Below are 21,702 nucleotides of genomic sequence, written 5' to 3'. Positions count from 1 at the left end.
GGTCAGCACGCTGAGTGCTGAAGACATCCTTGCTTACAGGGTTCTGCCAATTGCTTGCTCGTAGCAAGAAAGGAAATGGCGCCACTGCGACTCATCCCAAAACGAATGCCGTCTGAGTTGAGGAATGTCGTGACGCGCCGCGCCCATCGCCGTAGTACGACCGCGCGACTTCTCGAGATCAAGCAACGCCAGCTCGAAATCGAAGTCCGTCTCAGTAATCGAAGCCTTGATGAAGATGTGTTTGGAGCGCATGCAACCGTGCTGCCATTTGCCCGAGTGCATCCGCGCCAGCATTTGCGCCAAACGCTCAAAAAGCTGCTGATGCTGCTCGGTGGTCAACATGCTGGCAGCGCCCTGGCTGTACCAGGTATCCAGATCAATAAAGCCGCCCAGGTCTTCGGTGACCAAAACACCTTCCCATGTACCTTTGACTTTTCTCGCGCCATAAAACACCGGTCTTGGCGCATTCACGCCCAGTTCCTCGAGACGGGAAAGCGCGATACCCTCACGCAGAGCGGTGGGTCTGCCAGTGGGGTAACGCAGGCTGCGAAACAGATGGCCGGTTTGCCGCTTGACGAAGAACGTCCGGTTGTCTTGAACAACCAGCTGGACACCGCTGGTGCCGCTTCGGCGCACATTCGGCGGTTCAACCCACGGACCGGACGTACCCCACCAAAATTCAAACTCATCGCATGCGCGGCCCATCGTCTGCTCCATTTATTGTAGAAATCTTTTAGCCTGCGACGTTGTATTAAGGTCGCAATAGCAGCTCAGTCTATTGGCGAGGGATAATAGTTCCCTCTCAATCGAGGATGTTGGTGCCCGTTTGGCACTTTTACCGCAATGACCCGCCTTGCTGGCACAATCACCGCGGGTTCTGCATCGTAGAGGAACTGGTCGCCGTGTCGAGTCTGTCCTTGATTCAATAACGACGAAGCCCGGATCAGTCCGGGCTTTGTCGTTTCTGCGGCTTGGGCCAACCCATTCATGCTAAAACTGCACCTCTGTGCAACGCCTCGCAGGATCGTCACCGCATGCCAAAGAAACAACCCGTCACTGAAAAACCCGCCACCGCCGCCGACATCGAACGCTCGATCCAGGCCTTGAACATAATGGCCGAGCGCCTCTGGGGCGATGGCCGCGAGGCCGAAGCCAAGGCCCTGCTCGACGCGCTCGACGCACTGAACCGGGCCCTCGACCGGATCAGGATCGGCGAGAGCCGCAGGGTCGTCACGCTGCATTAAGTCTTGCGCTTATGGCTTGAGAATCAGCACCGGCTCACCCTTCTTGACGATGTATGTCGCCAACTCCGAGCCCTTGTCCTGGCCGACGTTCTTCGCGACATGCGCTACGCCTTCGGGGATGAACAGCGAGTCCCCGGCCTTCAGCGTCACCGGTGCCCTGCCCTCCAGCTGGTATTCAAACGTGCCGCTGATCACATAGGCCACCTCCACGCCCGGGTGGGCATGTCTGGGCGAGGTCACGCCCGGCTCAAAATCGACCCGAGCCTGGATCACCTCGCGATCCGCCGCGCCGAGATCCTGGTGAACCAGATCGATACGGCTCAAACCTTGTTGCCAGTGCCTGGGCTGGGTGTCCGCCGCGTGGGCGATGCCGATCATCGAAACGAGTAGCGCCGCAGAAGCCATAAACAGTCGCATGGTGTTGCCCTCTCAAACGTAGTGGTGGAGTGACCGCTACTGTGAGCTCGGCATGTAGGGCAAATGTGTCGCAAACCGGGCGTTTGTTATCGGCGTGTGTACCGGAGCGGGATAGCTACACGCTTATACAAAGGCATCGTCGTCATGCTGCATCTCCATCGCGGCATCGACGCAGAACGACGCCGCAAGCGGGCCAGATGGACTGCGATTCTGTAAACTGCCGCGACCTTCACTCGCTCGGACAAAAGACTTTCATGGCCAACCAAGACATCATCTTCACTCCCGACCCGGACGCCGACTCGATTTCCTCGGATGTCGCCACGTTTGGCGGGATCATGGTTTCCACCCAGATCCCGACCCGTGCCGATGGCAGCCTGGAACTGGGCGACATCACCGCGCAAAGCGAATGCACGCTGCAAGCCCTGAAAGTTGCCCTGGAGCGTGCCGGCAGTTCGATGGATCGGGTCATGCACCTGACCATCTACCTCACCGACATGGCTGATCGCGCAGCATTCAACGAAGTCTACAAGCGCTTCTTCGCCAAGCCGTGGCCGGTTCGCGCGGCGGTGGGTGTTGCCTCGCTGGCGGTTGAAGGCATGCGCGTGGAAGTCACCGCGATGGCTGCCAAGGCCTGATTGCCCGCTGCTCGCGAGTGCATCAGCCGATGCCTTCGCGAGCAGGTGTGTGGCGCCAGGGCGCCATGTATCACAGTGTGTACACACCTCCACTGGATACAGCGACTTTCAACTTCGCCTCTCTTCGACACAGTCCGGATACGTCTCAACGCTCAAATGCACCCACGGTTTGAGGGATTCATTCAGAACCCTTCACCACAGGCTCGCACAGGAGACGTCATCATGAAGGCACTGCACATCCGCAAAACCGGCACCGCATTGGGTTTTTCGCTTTTGGCGCTCTCGCTGTCCGGGGCCATGGCAAGCGCTCAAGCGCAAACCCCGCCCACCACAGAAACCGCCACTGCCAGCTATTCCACGCCCTCGCCGTTCGGCCCGCTGAAGCACATCAAGGCCGGCCTGCTCGACGTCGCCTACGCCGAAACCGGCCCGGCAGATGGCCCGGTGGTCATTCTGCTGCACGGCTGGCCTTACGACATTCACAGCTACGACGAAGTCGCGCCATTGCTCGCGGCCAAGGGTTATCGGGTGTTGATGCCCTATGCGCGCGGTTATGGCGACACCCGCTTCCTTTCCAAAGACACCCTGCGCAACGGCCAGCCGGCGGCGCTGGCCAGTGACGTCATCGACTTCATGGACGCGCTGAAGATCAGGCAAGCGGTGCTCGGCGGCTACGACTGGGGCGCGCGTTCGGCTGACATCGTTTCGGCGCTATGGCCGGAACGGGTGAAAGCGCTGGTCTCGGTCAGTGGGTATCTGATCGGCAACCAGGCTGCCGGGCAGAACCCGCTGCCGCCCAAGGCTGAATTGCAGTGGTGGTATCAGTTCTACTTTGCGACCGACCGTGGCCGCGCCGGCTACGAGAAAAACACCCACGATTTTGCCAAGCTGATCTGGCAAACCGCTTCGCCGAAATGGGCGTTCGATGATGCCACGTTCGACCGCAGCGCCAAGGCCCTGCAGAACCCGGATCACGTCGACATCACCGTGTTCAACTACCGCTGGCGTCTGGGACTGGTGCAGGGCGAGGCAAAGTACGCCGCGCTGGAGCAGAAACTCGCCAGCGCACCGTCCATCAGCGTGCCGACCATCACCCTCGAAGGCGACGCCAATGGCGCTCCGCACCCGGCGCCGGAAGACTACGCCAAACGCTTTACCGGCAAATATCAGTTCCGCTTGATCAACGGCGGCATCGGCCACAATCTGCCGCAGGAAGACCCGCAGGCATTCGCCAAAGCGGTGATCGACGCCGACCACCTCTGATCGAACCTCAGGAAACGGCGGGGACTATTTGACCAGCCGTTTTTCTTTCGACGGTCGATAACCAAAGTAGGCGCTGTAGCATTTACTGAAATGGCTCGGCGAAACGAACCCGCACGCCACCAGCACCTCCACCTGCGACAGTTCGGTGTGTTGCAGCAGGCGCCGCGCTTCGGTGATGCGTAACTCCAGGTAATAACGCTGCGGGGTGGTGCCCAGTTGTTCCTTGAACAAGCGCTCCAGCTGGCGCCGGGATCGTCCCGCGTAGACGGCCAGTTGTTCCAGTTCCAGCGGTTCTTCGAGGTTGGCATCCATCAGTTTCACCACCTCGCGCAACGGCGCGCTGACGCAGATGTTTTCATCCGGTTTGATCCGCCGGTAGCGCGACTCTTCGAACGCCAGGATATCCTCGACGCCTTCGACCAGTGCCTTGCCGTGCAGGCCCTTGATCCAGTCCAGTGCCATGTGGAAAGCCCCGGACGGGCTCGACGCCGTGAGGCGGTCGCGATCAATCACGTAGGGCTCGCTGCTGACATGGGTGGTCTTGGCGATTTCGGTCAGCGCCGGGCGATGTTCCGGGTGAACGGCGCAACGATAGCCATCGAGCAATCCGGCCCGCCCGAGAAACCACGCACCGTTCCACAATCCGGCGAGGCTGATGCCGCGCTCCGCCGCCGCTTTGAGCAAATGGATGAACTCGTCACTGGCGCGCAACTCAGTGCGATACCCGCCGCACACGACCAACAGGTCCAACTCATCCAGTGCTGACAAAACCAGACGTGCATCAGGGCGGATGACCAGGCCAAGATCACTGATCACCTCACCCTCGCCCAGCCCGAACGTGCGCGAAGAAAACAACCCCGGACGCAACAGATTGCTGGTGACCACCGTGTCCAGCGCCTGGGTAAAGGCCGGCAGTGAAAAGTGTTCCAGGAGCACAAAACCGGTGCGGGTCGTGCGCGGGTCAGCCGCGCTTTGTTCATTCAGATAGCGGAGGTTTTTCCCCTTCATGCCTCCGCTGAATTGGCGTCGTTCGATCAAGTTGTGGTCCATCGGTCATGTTGTTATGCACCGATAGTTGGCTTGATCCGCGCCAGAGTCAATCACGCCTGCGGTTGATGGCTGGTGACGCAGTGAATCCCGCCCCCACCGGCAGCGATTGCATCGATGTCGAGCTGGACGATTTCGCGATCCGGATACAGCCCGGACAGCAGGTCGAAGGCTTTTTTGTCTGCCGCTTTGTCGCTGAATTCGGGGGCAATGACCGCGCCGTTGATCACGAAATAATTGATGTAACCGGCAGCGAAATCCGGGTTGTTCTGATTGAACTTGCTCTTGCGCGGCTTGAGTGGCGGCGAAATCGTGTGGATCTGCAACTTGCGACCGTCGGCATCGGTGGCGTTCCTGAGGATTTCGAGGTGCGCCAAAGTGACTTTGCGATCATAGGATTCAGGGTCGGTGTCGAGGTTGGCAATCACCACGCCGGGTTTGATAAAGCGTGCATAGAAATCGACATGAGCGTCGGTAATGTCCTTGTTCTTGATACCCGGCAGCCAAATGATTTTGCGCAGGCCGAGGCGTTCTTTCAGTTCCGCTTCGACGTCAGCCTTGCTCCAGTCGGGGTTGCGGTTTGAATTGATCCAACTGCTTTCGGTCATGATCCCGGTGCCGTGACCGTCGACTTCGATGCCGCCGCCCTCGCCCACCAGTTCAGTGCGAATGTAGGTGGCCTGTGCGTCGTCGGCGACCCGCGCGGCAATTTGCGCGTCCTTGCTGTGCCGCTGTTTGTTGCCCCACCCGTTGAAGTTGAAATCCACCGCGCCGAGTCCGCCCTTATCGTCGATGACGAAGTTGGCGCCGATGTCGCGCATCCAGATGTCATCGAGCCCGGCAGTGACGTAGGTGATGTTGCTCGTGCCGCAGAACTCTTCGGCAATACTGCGTTCGTTCTTGCGGCAAAACACGGTGACCGGCTCGTAACGAGCGATGGCCCGGGCGATGCGGCCGAGGGCTTCCTGAACGTCCTCGGTGAAGTCTTCCCAGATCGCGTCTTGCGCGCCGAAAGCGATGAAGGCGCGCTCATGCCTGTCACCCTCGTCAGGCATGAACCAGCGTCCTTGTGCGGCGGCAAGAACCTTGGTCGGTGACAGGCCCAGGCCTGTAATCGTGGCGCTGACGGCGGCGACCACCGAGGCCTGCTTGATGAAGTCGCGACGAGTTGTCATGGGGGTTTCCTGTCTTTTCCGTAAAGAACCGGCGCGAACGCCGGCCGTTGATCATTGGCCAGTGGCGGTCTTGAATTTTGTCCAGGTGCGCATGCGCGCTCGCATGTCTGCCTGGGAGATATCCTTGCCCGGAATCAAACGAGCATAAGTCGCTTCGTCGAGGTAGATGTCCGGGTTGTCGCGCATGCTTGCATCGACGTCAGCCCGCGCCTTGGCGTTGGAGGTCGGGTAACCGGTGAAATTGCTGATCGCCGCCATGTTCTCCGGGCGCATGACGTAGTTGATGAACGCGTAGGCGTATTCCGGGTGTCTGGCATCGACGGGTATCGCCATGGTGTCCATCCACACCGTGGTGCCTTCGCGAGGGACGCGGTACTGAAACTTCGTGTGCTTGCCGGCGCTGTCCGAAGTGCGCTGGGCCGGGGTAATGTCGCCGCTGTAGCCAAGGGACAGGCACAGGTTGCCGTTGACCAGATCGGTCACCGGTTGCGACTGGAACTTGCGGATGTACGGGCGCAGCTTCATCAGCAGTTCACTCGCCGCCGCCAGATCCTCGGCTTTACCACTGCGCGGATCGCGACCGAGATAATTGAGCACTACCGCCAACGCCTCATCCGGCGAGTCGATCAGCGAAATCCCGCAACCGGCAAACTTCGCCGCCAACTCTGGTTTGAACAGCATATCGAGGCTGTTGACCGGCGCATCGGCCATGCGCTTTTTGATCTGCTCTTCATTGTAGGTCAGGCCGATAGTGCCCCAGGTGTAAGGCACTGTGGCCGTGCTGGAGTGTGCGTAATGGCTGCGCAGTTTCTGCAAACCGGGTTCGATGTCGGCCAGTTCGGTCAGCTTCGACTGATCCAGCGGCATCAGGCTGCCGGCGCGCATCAGCCGCTCGGCGACGGTGTCGCCGGGGAAGATCAGATCGTAACCGCTGCCGCCGGAGAGCATCTTCGCCTCAAGGGTTTCGCTGCCATCCATGACGTCGTAGATCACCTTGATTCCGGTTTCGCCGGTGAAACGGCTCAGGGTGTCTTCGGCAAAATAGTCGGCCCAGTTGTACAGCCGCAGGGTTTTGTCTTCGGCGTGCAGCGTCGGGATAACGCAGGTCAACGCCAGGCCGAAAACGCCGAGCAAACGCGTGTGTCTGGTCGTCATGTCAAACCCCTTGAGTGTTCCAGCGTGCGTGAAGGTGGCGACCGTCCTGGCTGAGCAGTGCGCCGTACATCTCCGGGCGCCGGTCACGGTAGATGCCCCAGCTCAGACGTTCTTCGCGCATGGCCGCCAGATCAATGCTGTGCATCAGCACGCCGGCCGTGTCACGGTCGGCTTCGGCGAGCAACTGGCCCTTGTGATCGCTGATGAACGACGAGCCGTAGAAATTCATCTGCAGGCTTGGGTCGGTGGTCGCCGTTTCCCGCCCGACACGATTGGCCGCGACCACTGGCAGCAGATTCGCTGCCGCGTGGCCGCGCATGGTCATCTGCCAGTGATCGCGGGAGTCGAGCGCCGCGCAACCCGGTTCGGAGCCGATGGCGGTGGGAAACAACAGCACCTGCGCGCCCATCAACGCCAGGCAGCGCGCGGTTTCCGGGAACCACTGATCCCAGCAGATACCCACGCCGAGACGGCCAAACGCGGTATCCCAGACTTTGAAACCGGTGTCGCCGGGGCTGAAATATTCCTTCTCCTGATAGCCGATGGCATTGGGAATGTGCGTTTTGCGATACACACCCAGCAGACGCCCGTCGGCATCGGCCACGCTCAGCGAGTTGAAGCAGGCGTTGCCGGCCTTCTCGAACCAGCTCAGCGGCAGCACCACGCCCAGCTCGCGGGCCAGTGCGGCGAAGCGCGCGAGCACGCGGCTGTCGCGATATTCCTCGGCCAGGGCCATGTGCTGATGGCTTTGTTCGATGCAGAAGTACGGCGTGGCGAACAGTTCCTGCAACAGGATCACTTGCGCGCCCTGCTGCGCCGCATCGCGCACCAGTTGTTCGGCGCGATCAAGGTTGGCGGGGAGATCCCAGGTGCACGGCATCTGGGTGGTGGCGAGGGTCAGCGTCGTCATGGTCTTAACCCCGCAGCGGCCAGGCGGGCTGCTGTTGGGTGATGCAGTGCACACCGCCGCCGCCATGGGCCAGATGATTGATCCGCACCGGCACCACTTCGCGACCGGGGAAAGCGTATTCCAGCACGCGGGCGGCGGCGTTGTCCGCTTCGATGCCGTAGGCCGGCATGATGATCGCGCCGTTGGCGATGTAGAAATTGGTGTACGAGGCGCAGAACACGTCGGCTTCGGTGTCCACGGCGTCAGTGGCTTCGAACAGTTCGATCAACTCGAACCTGCGTCCCTGGGCATCGGTGGCAAGCTCCAGTGCACGACGGTTTTCCCGTACCACTTCGGCGTACACCGACGATTGATCGCGGGTCGCGTCCAGCAGCAGAACACCCGGACGGGCAAACGCGCAGACACCATCGACGTGGCCGTCAGTCATGTCACCGGTGACGTAATCCGGGTCGCCCGGCAGCCAGATGGTTTTCTTCACACCCAGCAAACGGGCGAAGACTGCTTCCATCTCGACCTTGCTCATGCCTGGATTGCGGTTGGGATTGAGCAGCACCGATTCGGTGGTGATCAGGGTGCCTTCGCCGTCGACATGGATCGCACCGCCCTCGTTGCTCAGCGGTGTCCCGAAGCACTCCAGGCCGAGATGATTGAGTGCCCGCCGCGCCAGGCTTTCGTCCAGATCGTGGGCCGATTTGCCGCCCCAGGCGTTGAAGCGCCAGCTCACGCCGGCGAGGCCCTGCTGCGGATGACAAACGAAACTGGGGCCAGAATCGCGGCACCAGCTGTCATTGACCGCCAACGGGATCAACTCGATGTTCGCGCCGCACAACGCCTTGGCGCTGGCAATCGCCGAGGGATCGACCACCAGTTTCACCGGTTCGAAGCGGGCGATGGCATTGGCGACGCGGGCGAAATCTTCCTGCACCTGCGCCAGCGTCACACCCCAACCCGATTCCCACAACGCGGTGTTGTGCGGCCAGACCATCCATGTCGCGGCATGGGTGCCCCACTCTGCCGGCATCATCCAGGCGCTGTTTTTATTGTCGTTGTGCTGCATGATAAGCCTCGTTAGTTAAGCCAATGTGTTCACACCGACCATGCTACGGACACGAAAACAGGCAAACAAACGATGGATTTAGTGGATAACTGATTAGAAGGGCTTATCGATATGCTTAAACACTGGCCGCCGCTCAGCTCTCTGCGCGGCTTTGAAGCGGCTGCCCGGCTGGGCAGTTTTCACAAGGCCGCCGAAGAGCTGAGCCTGACGCAATCGGCGATCAGCCAGCAGATTCGCAGCCTTGAGGCGTACCTTGAGCAGCCACTGTTTTTCCGTAGCGGGCGCAGTGTGGCGCTGACTGATGCCGGACACGATCTGCTCAGCACCACGCAAGCGATGCTGCAGCAACTGGCGGTGGGCATCCGGCGTCTCGGGCAATACCAGAAGCCCAATCAACTGGTGCTCAACACCACGCCAGCGTTCGCCCGGCATTGGTTGTTGCCGCGTCTGGGGGATTTCCGCGCACAGCATCCGCAGGTCGATCTATGGATCTACAGCACCGACGAGGTGCCGGACATGGCGACGCAAACCATCGACCTCGCGGTGCGCGACGACATCAGTTCGCAAGCCGAATGCAGCTTCAAAGTGCTGCACGCCGATCGCCTCTATCCGGCCTGTCATCCCGATGTTCTGGCATTGCCGGCTGCGCAACGCACCACATTGCATGGCGAGCGGGAAATGGACTGGAGCCACTGGGCGGTCGAGGCCGGGATCGATGTTGGCCAGCAGGATCAGGGACTGAATTTTTCCGATCCGGGCTTGCTGCTCGACGCCGCCTGCGGGGGGCTCGGCATCGCCCTGGTGAGCCGCTTGCTCAGCCGTCAGGCGCGGGCTGACGGTTTGTTGCTGCCGCTGGTCGAAGACACCATTCGCGGACCGAACTGGGCGCTGCTGACCCATCGCGACAGTGAACACGATCCGATGGCGCGCCGCTTCAGCGAATGGCTGATCAGTCAGCTCAACGATTGATGGGCGGCGCAGGTTGCGCCATCAACCCGACGATCCAGTCGATAAACACGCGCAACTTCAGGCTGACATGCCGATTCGGCGGATACGCGATGTAGAGCGGCATCGCCTCCAACTGCCAATCCGTGAACAGTGGCACCAACTCGCCGTGGGCAACATGGGGATCGGACATGTATCGCGGCAGCCACAACACGCCCATGCCGGCCAGTCCGGCGGCAAGATAAGCATTGCCATCGTCGACCGCGAGCACATGGCGCCCCTTGATCTGCAGCGTCTCGCGGGCGTTGTGCAAGGCATACGGCACGGGTTTGCCGGTACGCGCCCACAGAAACCCGACCACGCGGTGGTGGGAATCTTCCAGGTCACGCGGGTGTTGTGGCGTGCCCTCGCGGGCCAGATAGGCAGGCGCGGCGAACACGCCCAGAGCCAGATCGGCAACCTTGCGCGCCATCAGCGACTGATCGAGCAACTCGCCGCCGCGCACGACGCAATCGACGTTCTCATCGATGATATCGACGATCCGGTCGCTGACGCCCATGTCAATCTGAATGTCCGGATAGCGCTGATGAAACGCCGGCAGCGCCGGCATCAGGATCAACCGCGCAAAGGGGCTTGGCACGTCGACGCGCAAGCGTCCCTTGGGCAAGGCTGACGCGCCGGGCAGGCTGGTTTCGGCGTCGTCCATATCCGCCAGCAGCTTGATCACCCGTTCGTAGAACACCGCACCATCGGCAGTGACGTTGACCTTGCGTGTGGTGCGGTTGAGCAACTTGACCCGCAGCCGCGCCTCCAGTTGTTGAACCAGTTGCGTCACCGTGGTCTTGCTCATGTGCAGGGTTTCGGCGGCCTTGGTGAAGCTGCCCGCCTCAACCACCCGGGCAAACGCCTGCATCGCATCAAAACGGTCCAAAGTGCGCCCCTCGATTGTTTGGAATTTACAAACAGTGAACGCCAAGCTTGCGCGTTTATCGCCCACCTGCAAACACCTAAAGTGCCTGCATCAACTCACTGATGGAGAGGCCCCATGACCCAGCGCGATGTCGTTTTCCCACCTACACGCCGTGCACTTTACGAGCGCAATCGTTATTCGCCAGCGGTGCGTTCCAATGGTTTTCTGTTTATTTCCGGACAGGTCGGCACCACCGAGGATGGCTCGCCGGAACCGCTGCTGGAAAACCAGGTGCGCCAGGCATTCCACAATCTCAATGCGATTCTGCAAGAGGCCGGTGGCAGCTTTGACGACGTGGTCGATGTGACCCTGTTCATCGTCGACCCGGCGTCGAAATTCGACACCATCTGGAACATTGCCCTCGCGGAGTTCTGGGGCGACGCGCCGCATCCGACCGTGACCGCCGTCGGTGTGACGTGGCTGTATGGTTTTGATTTCGAGATCAAGGTGATCGCCAGAACGCCAGAAGGCGCTTGATCCCGAGAACCCTGCTGTTTTGCCTGCCAGGCCCGGTCTGCTTACAAATCGATATCGGTTGACGCTGGTCATTGCCCCATCGAGTGCGTATAACCTCGCCGTTTCGTCTACCCTGACGAAGCGCGCCGATGGCTTTGTGCAGCGGTGACGCATCGACTTTGACGCTCACGAAACGGAGAATTCCATGCTCAAGCGAACCCTGGCACTGACGGCCGGCCTGGCCCTGTCCTTTTCTGCGCTGGTTAGCCACGCTGCCGATGTATTGAAAGTCAGCGCCATTCCCGATGAAGCCCCGACCGAGTTGCTGCGCAAGTTCGAGCCGCTGGGCGCCTATCTGGAACAGCAACTGGGCATGAAGGTGCAGTTTGTTCCGGTGGCCGATTATCCGGCGGTGGTTGAAGCGCTGGCCACCGACCGTCTCGACATGGCCTGGCTGGGCGGCTTTACCTTCGTTCAGGCGCGCCTGAAGACCGACGCCACCACGCCCGTGATCCCGCTGGTGCAGCGCGAACAGGATGCGCAGTTCACCAGCAAATTCATCACTGCCGACCCGAATGTCCACAGCCTCGCCGACCTCAAGGGCAAGACCTTCGCCTTCGGTTCGGTGTCGTCGACCTCCGGCAGCCTGATGCCGCGTTATTTCATGCTGAAAAACGACAACATCAAGCCTGAGGGGTATTTCAGCCGAGTCGCCTATTCCGGCGCCCATGACGCCACTGTTGCCTGGGTACAGGCCGGCAAGGTCGATGCCGGGGTGCTGAACGCCAGCGTCTGGCAGAAACTGGTGGATGCCGGCAAGGTCGACACCAGCAAGGTGAAAGTCTTCGCCACCACCCCGACCTACTTCGATTACAACTGGACCGTGCGCGGCACCCTTGATCCGGCCCTGGCGGCGAAAATCAAGAAAGCCTTCCTCGACCTCGACCCGGCCAACCCGGAGCAGAAGAAGATTCTCGATCTGCAGGCCGCCAGCCGTTTCATCGATACCAAGCCTGAGAACTACAAGGGCATCGAGGAAGCCGCCCGCGCCGCCGAACTGCTGAAATGACCCTACGCCTCAACCAGGGCAGCCTGCGCCACGCCAATGGAGTCGATGCCTTGCGGGGTGTCGACCTGCACATCGGCGCTGGCGAACAGGTCGCCATCATCGGCCCGTCCGGCGCCGGTAAATCGAGTTTGCTCAACCTGCTGGCGACGGCGCTGCGGCCCAGCAGCGGCGACATCGAAGTGCTCGGCGAACGCGCCTGGCACTTGTCGGCGCGGCAACGCCAGCGCCTGCGGGCGCGGATCGGTCTGGTGCATCAGGCGCCGCCGCTGCCGCCCCGCCAGCGAGTGGTCACGGCAGTGCTGGCCGGCAAGCTCGGGCAATGGAGTCTGGGCAAAAGCCTGTTGAACCTGCTGCATCCGCTGGACGTCGCCGGTGCACGGGCAGCATTGGCGCGGCTGGATCTGGGCGACAAACTGTTCGCCCATTGCCAGCAACTCTCCGGCGGCCAATTGCAACGTGTCGGCATCGCCCGCGTGCTGTATCAGGCACCGGACATTCTGCTGGCCGACGAGCCGGTGTCGGCGATGGACCCGGTGATGGCCGGCCACACCCTGTCGATCCTGTCGCGCCATGCCCGTGAACATGACGTCACGCTGGTAGCGAGCCTGCACGCGGTGGATCTGGCGCTGTCGCACTTCCCGCGGATCATCGGTTTGCGTGACGGGCAGATACTGTTCGACTGCCCATCCGACCAGGTCAGCCCGCCGATGCTCGATGCCCTGTATGCCAACGAAAAACTGCAATCGCCGACCGCTGCGGCGACGCCTTTGATCGTGCAGATCCCGCGATGCTGAGCGCTGATGCCCGGGACCCCGCCGCTTGGCCACGACTGCTGCTGACCGTGCTGGCGATTGCCCTGCTGTGGCCGGGAATTCAGCTCAGTGAGCTTGACCTTGGCGTGCTGTTCAATGCCGACAGTCGTAGCGAAATGGGCCGTTTTGTCTCGGGGTTCTGGCCACCCGCGCATGATGAAGCGTTCCTGCAGCTGTTGCTCAAGGCCACCCTGCAAACCCTGGCCATCGCCACCGCCGGCATGGCGCTGGCGCTGTTGCTGGCGGTACCCGCCGGGCTGCTCGCCAGTCGTGCGTTGTCGCTTTCCGCAGCGTCGCGCTGTGGCGTTCCCAGCGTGTTCGGGCGCCTGCTGCGCTGGCCGATTCGCGGTTTGCTGATCTTCCTGCGCAGCGTGCCGGAAATCGTCTGGGCCTTGCTGTTCGTGCGCGCGGTCGGTCTGGGCCCGGCGGCCGGCGTGCTCGCCATCGCCATTACCTACAGCGGCATGCTCGGCAAGGTCTACGCAGAGATTTTCGAATCCACCGACCAGCGCCCGGCCCACGCGCTGCTGCAATCGGGCAGCGGTCGGCTGGCGAGTTTTGCCTACGGCATTCTGCCCAATGTCTCGGCGGAACTGTTGTCGTACACGGTCTATCGCTGGGAGTGCGCGATCCGCGCTTCGGTGGTGATGGGGTTTGTCGGTGCAGGCGGCCTGGGTCAACAGATCGACCTGTCGATCCGCATGTTCGCCGGCGGTGAAGTGGCGAGCATGTTGCTCACCTTTCTCCTGCTGGTGCTGGCCGCCGATCAGCTCAGCCGCCTGTTGCGCTGGAGGCTGGCATGAATCGCCTGATCAATCTGCTGCTGATTGCCGGTATCGGTGCGGCGGTGATTGCCTCGTTCGCGTACCTGGACCTGGACCTCGGCGAGCTGAGCAGCGCCAACAGCCTGAAACAGATGGGCGCTTACGTGCAGCGCTTCCTCAGCCCGGACTTGAGCGCTGGCTACCTCACTGCCATCCTCCACGGTGCGCTGGAAACTCTCGCGATGTCGGCGCTTGGCACCTTGCTCGCGGCGGTGTTCGGCATCCTCCTCGCCCTGCCCGCCGCCGGCCGTTTCGGCTGGCCGCTGCAAAGCGCTGCGCGGCTGTTGCTCAATGGCTTGCGCGCGATTCCCGAACTGGTCTGGGCGGCGCTGATGGTGCTCGCCGCCGGCCTCGGGCCGAACGCCGGCACCCTCGCCCTCGCCCTGCACACCACCGGTGTATTGGGCCGACTGTTCGCCGAGGCCCTGGAAAACACCCCGCCGCAACCCGCCGAAGCGATCCGCTTGCAGGGCGGCAATCCGCTCATCGCTTTCTGCTACGGCACGCTGCCGAACCTTGCGCCGCAACTGCTCGCCTATTGCCTTTATCGCTGGGAAAACAACATCCGCATGGCCAGCGTCCTCGGCTTTGTCGGCGCGGGCGGCCTGGGGCAGATGCTCTATGTGAGCCTCAGCCTGTTTCAGGAGGCGCAGGCCAGCACGGTGATCCTGGCGATGCTGGTGCTGGTGCTGGGGGTTGATTCGCTGAGCGCCTGGAGCCGGCAACGCTGGGTCAAGGCCTGACGCCGGCTCAGGACGGGTCAGTGCCGCCCGGCAATTATTGCAACCGGTGCAGATCGTTCAGAAACGCGGGGAATCCAGTCAAAAAAACAGGCATGACGCCGAAGCGTCATGCCTGCTGGCCACTCAGTGCGGCGCGCGCGGGATGGTCTTGAGCAGGTCTTCGGGGCTGATGTGACCGACCACGCTGCCCGGTTGCGGCAGGTTGAGGATATGGCCTTTCATCTTGCCGATGATGTGCATCTCGCACGGCTTGCAATCAAATTTCAGCGTCAGCACTTCGTCGCCATGAATCAACTGCATCGGCGCGACTTTGGTGCGCACGCCAGTCACGCCCTTGGCCTGTTTCGGGCACAGGTTGAAGGAGAAGCGCAGGCAGTGCTTGGTGATCATCACCGGCACTTCGCCCGCTTCTTCGTGCGCTTCATACGCCGCGTCGATCAGCTTCACGCCGTGACGATGGTAGAAGTCACGCGCCTTCTGGTTGTAAACGTTGGCGAGGAAGGTCAGGTGCGAATCCGGGTACACCGGCGGCGGCGTGGTTTCGGCTTTGCGGCTGCCACGCGGATGCGCGGCGACGCGGGCGGCGGTCAGCGCTTCGATCACTTCGCGGCGCAGGGCCTTGAGCTGCGAGTTGGGGATGAAGAATGCCTGTGGCGCATCCAGCTTGATGTCGGTGGCATGGTACTGCGTGGTGCCGAGCTGCCCGAGCAGGTCGCGCAACTGTTCCAGCGCTTGCTCAGGCTTGTTGGCCACACCGAACGGGCCGCTCAGGGTGACGCTGGCACTGATGCCTTCCTCACTGGTGGCCGTCACTTGCAGCTGATCTTCACGCAAGCGAGCAAACCAGCTGAGGGCTACACGACGCTCGGAAGAGGTCTTTTGCAGCGCCTGTTGCCAGTTGTGATCAAGGTTGCGATTCAACGGATGATTCGGGCGCAGCTTGAACAGGCCTTCGGGCATTTCGTTCGGTTCGACGCGGTAGCGATAGCGCTTCTCGCCCTCTTCCTCGAATTCGCCTTTGGCTTCGGCAATGTTGGCGCGGAAACCGACCACTTCGCGCTTCACCAGCACGTTGAGGCCATCACCGTTGGACAGCGGCTCGTGGGTCACGACCTGCATGTCACGCTTGCCGACTTTTTCGACCACGCCCACCGGCAGACCGGTGAAGGTCGGCGAGTCGAACGCGCCGATGTCGATCTTGCGGTCAGTGACAAAGTAGTCGGTGCTGCCACGGTGGAAGGTTTTTTCCGGGTCGGGCAGGAAGAAATGCGCAGTTCGGCCGCTGGAAGCGCGGGCCAGGTCCGGGCGGTCTTCGAGTACGTCGTCGAGGCGCTGGCGATAGTAGGCGGTGATGTTCTTCACATAGCCCATGTCCTTGTAGCGACCTTCGATCTTGAACGAACGCACACCGGCCTCGACCAGCGCGCGGATGTTGGCGCTCTGGTTGTTGTCCTTCATCGACAACAGGTGTTTTTCATAGGCGATCACGCCACCCTTTTCATCTTTAAGGGTGTACGGCAAGCGGCAAGCCTGGGAGCAGTCGCCACGGTTGGCGCTGCGCCCGGTTTGCGCGTGAGAGATGTTGCACTGGCCGGAAAACGCCACGCACAACGCGCCATGGATGAAGAACTCGATGGCGGCGTCGGTTTCGTCGGCGATGGCGCGGATTTCCTGCAGGTTCAGCTCACGGGCCAGAACCAGCTGCGAGAAACCGGCCTGATCAAGGAACCTGGCTCGCTCAAGGGTGCGGATGTCGGTCTGGGTCGAGGCATGCAGTTCGATGGGCGGAATGTCCAGTTCCATCACGCCCAGATCCTGAACGATCAGTGCATCGACACCGGCGTCGTACAACTGATGGATCAGCTTGCGTGCCGGCTCCAGTTCGTTGTCGTGCAGGATCGTGTTGATGGTGGTGAAAATGCGCGCGTGATAACGGCGGGCAAACTCCACCAGCTCGGCAATCTCGCTCACCTCGTTGCAGGCATTGTGGCGGGCGCCGAAGCTCGGGCCACCAATGTACACGGCGTCGGCGCCGTGCAGGATCGCTTCACGAGCGATGGCAACGTCACGGGCGGGGCTGAGCAGTTCCAGATGATGCTTGGGCAAGGACATAGTTTTTTTAGTCAGGCTGTCACGGTTAGGCGCGCATTCTACCCGCGAAACGCGCGCCCGGCACGCCTCTGCTGCCCGATGGCAACCCGCAGGCGGTAGACGATGAACAATGACGCGCCCGCAAGGCTGCACTTACAATGCGCGCACCTTTTGCAGTGGCCCGCCCATGGACATCGACCTCGCCCGCACCTTCCTCGAAATCGTCCGTCACGGCAGCCTCGCCGCTGCGGCACAAAAGCTGTTCGTCACGCAAACGGCGATCACCGCCAGGGTGCAGAAACTCGAAAGCCAATTGGGCAGCACGTTGTTCGTGCGCAACCGCGCCGGGGCGAAATTGACGCCCAACGGTGAGGCCTTCGTGGTCTACGCCAATCAATTGGTGCAGACCTGGGAAGCGGCGCGCCGCGACCTGCCGCTGCCCGAGGGTTATCACAACGTGTTGCACATCGGCGGCGAAGTCAGCCTGTGCAATCCGCTGATGCTCAGTTGGGCCGCCGAACTGCGCGAGAAAATCCCCGGTCACGCCCTGCGCATGGAGATTCGCGACGGCGAGAACCTGCTGCGCCAACTGGAACTGGGCGTGCTCGACGCGGCGCTGGTCTATCAGCCGGAATACTGGCCGGGGCTGCAAGTCGAGCAGGTGCTGGAGGAAAAACTGATTCTGGTGCGCGCGCCGGATCGTCCTGATCCCTATGTCTATATCGACTGGGGCCCGGACTTTCGCCGCCAGCACGACGCCGCCCTGCCGGAAAAGGCCAAGGCCGCACTGAGCTTCAACCTCGGCCCGCTGGCCCTGCAATACATCCTCGAAAACGGCGGCAGCGGCTACTTCCGCACCCGCGTGGTACGCACCTATCTGGAAAACGGCGCGCTGGAAGCGGTAACCAAAGCCCCGGAATTCGGTTATCCGACTTATCTGGTGTACTCGCGGGATCGCGACTCGGCGATCCTGCAACAGGCCTTCGATCTGCTGCGCGAAGTGATCAAGACCGATGACGACTGGTCGCAACGCTGGAATCCGTTGAGCTAGCCCTGCGCTTTACACCGGATCATGGCGCATGTGCCTTGCAGGTCCGGCCTGCACAAACGGCCGGATCGGCTAATCTGCCCGGTATGACGACAATACCGACAGGTGAAGGCAGTGAGGCAGACCACCGAGGCATTCCGCAGCCGCTATCGCGCGGCCATTCATCCCTTCTACAACCCCTGGCTGCACGGCGCGTTCGTGCTGCTGTTCGGTGTTCTGGCCATCGGTGCATTCTGGAGCACGGTGCACAGCGTCACGGCGCTGCAATGGCTGACCGTGCCGCTGACCCTGTTGGGGTTCAACTTTGGTGTGTACATGGTCCATCGCCATCTCGGCCATCACAAAAAGACCTTCGCCAAGATGTTCTACGCCCGGCACGCGGGCGACCATCACAGCTTCTTCACCCCCGGCCACATGACTTACGACACCGCCCGCGACTGGCGGGTGATTCTGTTTCCGGCGTGGCTGATCGTCATTCATACCCTGCTGGTCACGCTGCCGCTGTGGTGGCTGTTGGCGCAGGTCAACGCCAACGTCGCGGGCCTGTTTGGTGGCTGCATGGTCCTCGGTTATCTGGCCTACGAGGTGTTTCACGCCTGCGAACACCTGCCACCGCACAATCCGCTGACGCGCCTGCCGTGGATTCGCCAGATGCGCCGCCTGCACGAACTGCATCACCGCCGCGAGCGCATGCAGGAGCGCAATTTCAATATCGTTTTCCCACTGATGGACTACCTGTTCGGCACCCTGTACTGGGAGCCGGAAGCCACCCCTTCAAGCCCTTCGAGAGCCGCCATGACCCGTATGCAGCACCAGATCGATATCAGCGGTGAGCCGATTGCCGTGCTTGCCTATGCCGCCAGCGTCAGTCGCTGGCCCGAGTGGCATCCGTCGTCGCTGAAGATTGTCGGCGCCCAGGGCCCGCTGCACGCCGGCTCGCGCTTCGAAGAGGATATTCATGCCGGTGGCCGCGAAGGTCACTTGAGCTGGGAGGTCACCGAATACCTGCCGGGCCGGCGCTGGTGCGCGCGGGCGCAAGGCGATCACGGGCTGTCCCTGCGGTTGACCTATGAATGCTCGGCGCAGGGCAGTGGCACACGGTTTGTGCGCACACTGGATTATCGTTTCGAAGGACTGGGCATGCGCATCGCCAATCAGTGGTTGCTGAAGCGGCGCATCGAGCGCGAGTCCGCCGCCTCCATGCTCGCTTTGCGAGACATGGCCGCGCAATACCTGGCGTCAGTGAGGGCCAGCGCGTGAGGCTGCGTTCGGTTCTGCTGTTGTTGATCGTCATCGTCATTGCCTATCTGCTGCTCATGCCGACCCGGATTGAACCGGTGGCCTGGAAGCCTGCGGAGGCGCCTTCGCTGACGGAAGGCGTGTACGCCGAAAACCAGCGCCTCAAAGGCGTGGCCCAGGTCGGCCCGAGCGACATCGAAGGGCCGGAGGCGCTGTTGCTGGAGGGCGACTTCCTGATCACGGGCCTGCACGACGGGCGAGTCATCCGTACCAGCCTCGACGGCACGCAACGCAAAGTGCTCGCCGACACCGGTGGCCGCCCGCTGGGGCTCGCGCGACATCCCAATGGGTTGCTGGTGATTGCCGACGGGGTCAAAGGCCTGCTCTCGCTGGATGCCCAGGGGCAGTTGATTGCATTGACCACGTCCGCCAATGGTGTGGATTTCGGTTTTACCGATGATGTGGCCATCGACAAGTCCGGGCACTACGCCTATTTCAGCGACGCCTCCAGTCGCTGGGGCTACGGCCATGACGGCGAGGCGATCATCGAGCACGGCGGTGACGGGCGCCTGCTGCGTTATGACTTCCAGACCGGCAAAACCAGTGTGCTGCTGGACAAACTGGAGTTCGCCAACGGCGTGACCCTGGGCCCGGATGACGCTTATGTGCTGGTCAATGAAACCGGCGCCTACCGCATCAGCCGCTACTGGTTGAGCGGGCCGAAAGCCGGCACCCACGACCTGTTCATCGATAACCTGCCAGGGTTGCCGGACAACCTCGCCTTCAACGGCACAGACCGCTTCTGGGTAGCCCTTTATGCACCGCGCAATGCCCTGCTCGATGGCACCGCCGGGTATCCATTCGTGCGCAAGATGATTGTCCGGGCACTGCACGTGCTGCCAGCACCGGTGGACAAGCGCGGGTTTGTGCTAGGGCTGGATCTGCAGGGCAAGGTGATTGCCAGTCTGCAGGATGCGAGCAGTGGCAATTATTCGCCGATTACCACCGTGCGCGAGTACGGACCGTGGTTGTATTTCGGCTCGCTGAAGGCGACGCATATGGGGCGGATGTCGTTGGAAGCGGCCTTGAAGTGAATCAGTGGGATTTAGGTTGAATGGATAGACGCTTTCGCGAGCAAGCCCTCATCCGGCTCATCAGGATTGGCCGTGGTATGCGCCGGGCTGTTGGGTTCGGGGTGGGTCGGAACCGGGTCGAATGCGCCCTGCTCTTCACTGGGAAATCCGGGATCGTTCATAAGGCACCTCGCAAAGAGTCGATGATGGAAGACTCTGTACATTGGAGGTGCCGGTCGAGGCTGTCGTTCCAGTCAATCCGCAACCACAGGTCGGCGAATCAAGCGGGCTTCAGGATCGCGCCTGCAATTGCTCGACGATCTTGTCTTTGACCTGCAGGCGCTTCTCTTTGAGTTTTTTCAGGGTGTCATCGCTGGGCGCATCCGAGGTGGCGGTCTCGGCGTTGACGACGTCTGCATCCGCCTGGGAATACTTGGTGATCAGTGCATCCAGATGAGGGTCCGCAGCGCGTTTTTGCTGGATCTCTTCCTTGGTAAGCTTCAAATCCTGTAGCAGGTCATGAGTCGCCGGCATGGAACACCTCCGTCAGTTGATCGGCTGGTCAACGCGATTGATTGCGTTGGTCAGTTATCAGAATGGCCTTGCTTGCACGGTTCTGTCGACCACCTGTCAGACCAGCGGTGTCCGTTCGTCGCCCTGTCGCAAATGCGATAAAACCTTTGCGCGCCGTGTTCTCTCCATTGAACAACACCAACAACAACCTGAGTGGAGAAACATCAATGGACGGATTCAAACTGCGTCACTTGGTTCTGGCAGTGGCCTTGAGCTCGGGCATGGGCAGCGCCCTGGCCGCCACCGAGAATGATTTCGTCGATAACGCCGCCGCCGGTGGCATCGCCGAAATCGAAACCAGCCGTCTGGCCCTGGAAAAAAGCGCCTCTGCCGACATCAAGGCGTTTGCCAACATGATGATCACCGACCACGGCAAGGCCAACGATGAACTGGCGAGCATCGCCAAGGCCCATGACATCGAAGTGCCGGACACCACCACCCTGGTCAAGCAGGCCAAGGAAAAAATCCTCGACATGCGCGATGAATCCTTCGATGCCGCCTACGCCAACAATCAGGTCAAGGCCCACGAAGAGACCATCGAGCTGTTCAAGAAACAAGCCAACACCGTCACCGACGACAAGGTCGAAGGCGCACCTGAGCTGAAAGCCTTCGCCCAGAAAATGCTGCCCGCGCTGGAAAAACATCTGGCCGCCGCCAAAGAACTGCAAGCCAAACACCCCAGCAAATAGTAGTACTGCGCACCCACAAAAAGGGCCGTCCCCATGGGGGGACGGCCCTTTTTGTCTGTCTGCATCAAGCAAAAAAACAGCAATCACAACTGTTGAGCGAATGGATTGACGGCTGCATCGCGCACGACTTCAACAACCTGCTGACCGGCATCATCACCAGCCTTGAACTGAGCCAGAAACGTGTCGCCGATCAACGTCTGGACAAGGTGCAGGGCTGTCGACGATTTATGGTTTGCCCGTCAATCGGGCGGTGACGCGCACATCCGC

General features: G+C 61.3%; 24 protein-coding genes. 14 read left to right on the top strand and 10 right to left on the bottom strand.

Going from position 1 to position 21,702, the window contains the following annotated elements; all coding sequences use genetic code 11:
* Window positions 1-33: 33 nt before the first annotated feature.
* Window positions 34-717, bottom strand: coding sequence for a lipopolysaccharide kinase InaA family protein (locus AACY19_RS11395; RefSeq protein WP_339450329.1), 684 nt, complete (start codon window positions 715-717; stop codon window positions 34-36).
* A 317-nt stretch (window positions 718-1,034) separates the two neighbouring features.
* Here AACY19_RS11395 and AACY19_RS11390 point away from each other — a divergent pair, with 317 nt between their 5' ends.
* Window positions 1,035-1,244 (top strand): hypothetical protein, encoded by a 210-nt coding sequence (locus AACY19_RS11390; RefSeq protein WP_339450328.1) that lies wholly within the window; start codon window positions 1,035-1,037, stop codon window positions 1,242-1,244.
* Between the two features lie 9 nt (window positions 1,245-1,253).
* On the opposite strand, the gene AACY19_RS11385 is transcribed toward AACY19_RS11390, so the two are convergent.
* On the bottom strand, window positions 1,254-1,661 hold the full coding sequence (locus tag AACY19_RS11385) for a cupin domain-containing protein (RefSeq protein WP_445262299.1): 408 nt from the start codon (window positions 1,659-1,661) through the stop codon (window positions 1,254-1,256).
* 254 nt (window positions 1,662-1,915) lie between these two features.
* On the opposite strand from AACY19_RS11385, the gene AACY19_RS11380 reads away from it, so the two are divergent.
* Together AACY19_RS11380 and AACY19_RS11375 are read left to right on the top strand one after the other, a co-directional pair.
* Window positions 1,916-2,296 (top strand): RidA family protein, encoded by a 381-nt coding sequence (locus AACY19_RS11380; protein ID WP_339450327.1) that lies wholly within the window; start codon window positions 1,916-1,918, stop codon window positions 2,294-2,296.
* A gap of 222 nt (window positions 2,297-2,518) precedes the next feature.
* Window positions 2,519-3,559: an alpha/beta fold hydrolase gene (locus AACY19_RS11375; protein WP_339450326.1), complete on the top strand. Its 1,041-nt coding sequence runs from the start codon at window positions 2,519-2,521 to the stop codon at window positions 3,557-3,559.
* A gap of 24 nt (window positions 3,560-3,583) precedes the next feature.
* Here AACY19_RS11375 and AACY19_RS11370 read toward each other — a convergent pair whose 3' ends face one another.
* From AACY19_RS11370 to AACY19_RS11350, 5 genes are read right to left on the bottom strand one after another with little or no spacing between them, the layout of a single operon-like run.
* A complete protein-coding gene (locus tag AACY19_RS11370; RefSeq protein WP_339450325.1) occupies window positions 3,584-4,609 on the bottom strand; it encodes a GlxA family transcriptional regulator in 1,026 nt (341 codons plus the stop codon).
* A 50-nt stretch (window positions 4,610-4,659) separates the two neighbouring features.
* On the bottom strand, window positions 4,660-5,781 hold the full coding sequence (locus AACY19_RS11365; RefSeq protein ID WP_339450324.1) for an agmatine deiminase family protein: 1,122 nt from the start codon (window positions 5,779-5,781) through the stop codon (window positions 4,660-4,662).
* A 51-nt stretch (window positions 5,782-5,832) separates the two neighbouring features.
* Window positions 5,833-6,936, bottom strand: coding sequence for an extracellular solute-binding protein (locus AACY19_RS11360; RefSeq protein WP_339450323.1), 1,104 nt, complete (start codon window positions 6,934-6,936; stop codon window positions 5,833-5,835).
* Window position 6,937: 1 nt separating this feature from the next.
* Entirely contained in the window at window positions 6,938-7,846 is a 909-nt protein-coding gene (gene aguB / locus AACY19_RS11355; RefSeq protein WP_339450322.1) for an N-carbamoylputrescine amidase, read from the bottom strand.
* Between the two features lie 4 nt (window positions 7,847-7,850).
* A complete protein-coding gene (locus AACY19_RS11350; RefSeq protein ID WP_339450321.1) occupies window positions 7,851-8,903 on the bottom strand; it encodes an agmatine deiminase family protein in 1,053 nt (350 codons plus the stop codon).
* 111 nt (window positions 8,904-9,014) lie between these two features.
* On the opposite strand from AACY19_RS11350, the gene AACY19_RS11345 reads away from it, so the two are divergent.
* A complete protein-coding gene (locus AACY19_RS11345; RefSeq protein WP_339450320.1) occupies window positions 9,015-9,872 on the top strand; it encodes a LysR substrate-binding domain-containing protein in 858 nt (285 codons plus the stop codon).
* On the opposite strand, the gene AACY19_RS11340 is transcribed toward AACY19_RS11345, so the two are convergent.
* Window positions 9,862-10,779 (bottom strand): LysR family transcriptional regulator, encoded by a 918-nt coding sequence (locus AACY19_RS11340; RefSeq protein ID WP_339450319.1) that lies wholly within the window; start codon window positions 10,777-10,779, stop codon window positions 9,862-9,864. The genes AACY19_RS11345 and AACY19_RS11340 overlap by 11 nt on opposite strands.
* A gap of 114 nt (window positions 10,780-10,893) precedes the next feature.
* Between AACY19_RS11340 and AACY19_RS11335 the strand changes: the two genes are divergently transcribed.
* From AACY19_RS11335 to phnE, 5 genes are all read left to right on the top strand, one after another.
* The gene (locus tag AACY19_RS11335; RefSeq protein ID WP_339450318.1) at window positions 10,894-11,295 is read left to right on the top strand and encodes a RidA family protein; all 402 of its coding nucleotides are present in this window, start codon (window positions 10,894-10,896) and stop codon (window positions 11,293-11,295) included.
* A 184-nt stretch (window positions 11,296-11,479) separates the two neighbouring features.
* The gene (locus AACY19_RS11330) at window positions 11,480-12,343 is read left to right on the top strand and encodes a putative selenate ABC transporter substrate-binding protein (RefSeq protein WP_339450317.1); all 864 of its coding nucleotides are present in this window, start codon (window positions 11,480-11,482) and stop codon (window positions 12,341-12,343) included.
* The gene (locus tag AACY19_RS11325; protein WP_339450316.1) at window positions 12,340-13,137 is read left to right on the top strand and encodes a phosphonate ABC transporter ATP-binding protein; all 798 of its coding nucleotides are present in this window, start codon (window positions 12,340-12,342) and stop codon (window positions 13,135-13,137) included. The genes AACY19_RS11330 and AACY19_RS11325 overlap by 4 nt, the downstream gene beginning before the upstream one ends.
* The gene (locus tag AACY19_RS11320) at window positions 13,131-13,958 is read left to right on the top strand and encodes a PhnE/PtxC family ABC transporter permease (RefSeq protein WP_339450315.1); all 828 of its coding nucleotides are present in this window, start codon (window positions 13,131-13,133) and stop codon (window positions 13,956-13,958) included. The genes AACY19_RS11325 and AACY19_RS11320 overlap by 7 nt, the downstream gene beginning before the upstream one ends.
* Window positions 13,955-14,722: a phosphonate ABC transporter, permease protein PhnE gene (phnE, locus tag AACY19_RS11315; protein WP_339450314.1), complete on the top strand. Its 768-nt coding sequence runs from the start codon at window positions 13,955-13,957 to the stop codon at window positions 14,720-14,722. The genes AACY19_RS11320 and phnE overlap by 4 nt, the downstream gene beginning before the upstream one ends.
* A gap of 123 nt (window positions 14,723-14,845) precedes the next feature.
* Here the strand turns inward: phnE and AACY19_RS11310 are convergent, their stop codons facing one another.
* Window positions 14,846-16,834: a peptidase U32 family protein gene (locus AACY19_RS11310; RefSeq protein ID WP_339450313.1), complete on the bottom strand. Its 1,989-nt coding sequence runs from the start codon at window positions 16,832-16,834 to the stop codon at window positions 14,846-14,848.
* A gap of 166 nt (window positions 16,835-17,000) precedes the next feature.
* Between AACY19_RS11310 and AACY19_RS11305 the strand changes: the two genes are divergently transcribed.
* From AACY19_RS11305 to AACY19_RS11295, 3 genes are all read left to right on the top strand, one after another.
* Window positions 17,001-17,864, top strand: coding sequence for a LysR family transcriptional regulator (locus tag AACY19_RS11305; protein ID WP_339450312.1), 864 nt, complete (start codon window positions 17,001-17,003; stop codon window positions 17,862-17,864).
* Between the two features lie 111 nt (window positions 17,865-17,975).
* The gene (locus tag AACY19_RS11300; protein WP_339450311.1) at window positions 17,976-19,121 is read left to right on the top strand and encodes a sterol desaturase/SRPBCC family protein; all 1,146 of its coding nucleotides are present in this window, start codon (window positions 17,976-17,978) and stop codon (window positions 19,119-19,121) included.
* A complete protein-coding gene (locus AACY19_RS11295) occupies window positions 19,118-20,194 on the top strand; it encodes an SMP-30/gluconolactonase/LRE family protein (RefSeq protein WP_339450310.1) in 1,077 nt (358 codons plus the stop codon). The genes AACY19_RS11300 and AACY19_RS11295 overlap by 4 nt, the downstream gene beginning before the upstream one ends.
* A 270-nt stretch (window positions 20,195-20,464) precedes the next feature.
* On the opposite strand, the gene AACY19_RS11290 is transcribed toward AACY19_RS11295, so the two are convergent.
* Complete coding sequence (locus AACY19_RS11290) at window positions 20,465-20,707, bottom strand: YdcH family protein (protein ID WP_339450309.1); 243 nt, start codon at window positions 20,705-20,707, stop codon at window positions 20,465-20,467.
* A 206-nt stretch (window positions 20,708-20,913) separates the two neighbouring features.
* On the opposite strand from AACY19_RS11290, the gene AACY19_RS11285 reads away from it, so the two are divergent.
* Together AACY19_RS11285 and AACY19_RS11280 are read left to right on the top strand one after the other, a co-directional pair.
* Window positions 20,914-21,435, top strand: a complete 522-nt coding sequence (locus AACY19_RS11285) for a DUF4142 domain-containing protein (RefSeq protein WP_339450308.1) — start codon at window positions 20,914-20,916, stop codon at window positions 21,433-21,435.
* Window positions 21,436-21,527: 92 nt separating this feature from the next.
* Window positions 21,528-21,689, top strand: a complete 162-nt coding sequence (locus tag AACY19_RS11280; RefSeq protein WP_339450395.1) for a hypothetical protein — start codon at window positions 21,528-21,530, stop codon at window positions 21,687-21,689.
* Window positions 21,690-21,702 lie beyond the last annotated feature (13 nt).

The organism is Pseudomonas sp. EA_5y_Pfl2_R50 (assembly GCF_963970475.1).
In the GTDB taxonomy this organism is placed as follows: Bacteria; Pseudomonadota; Gammaproteobacteria; order Pseudomonadales; family Pseudomonadaceae; genus Aquipseudomonas.
This window is presented reverse-complemented; position numbering and strand designations above follow the sequence as displayed.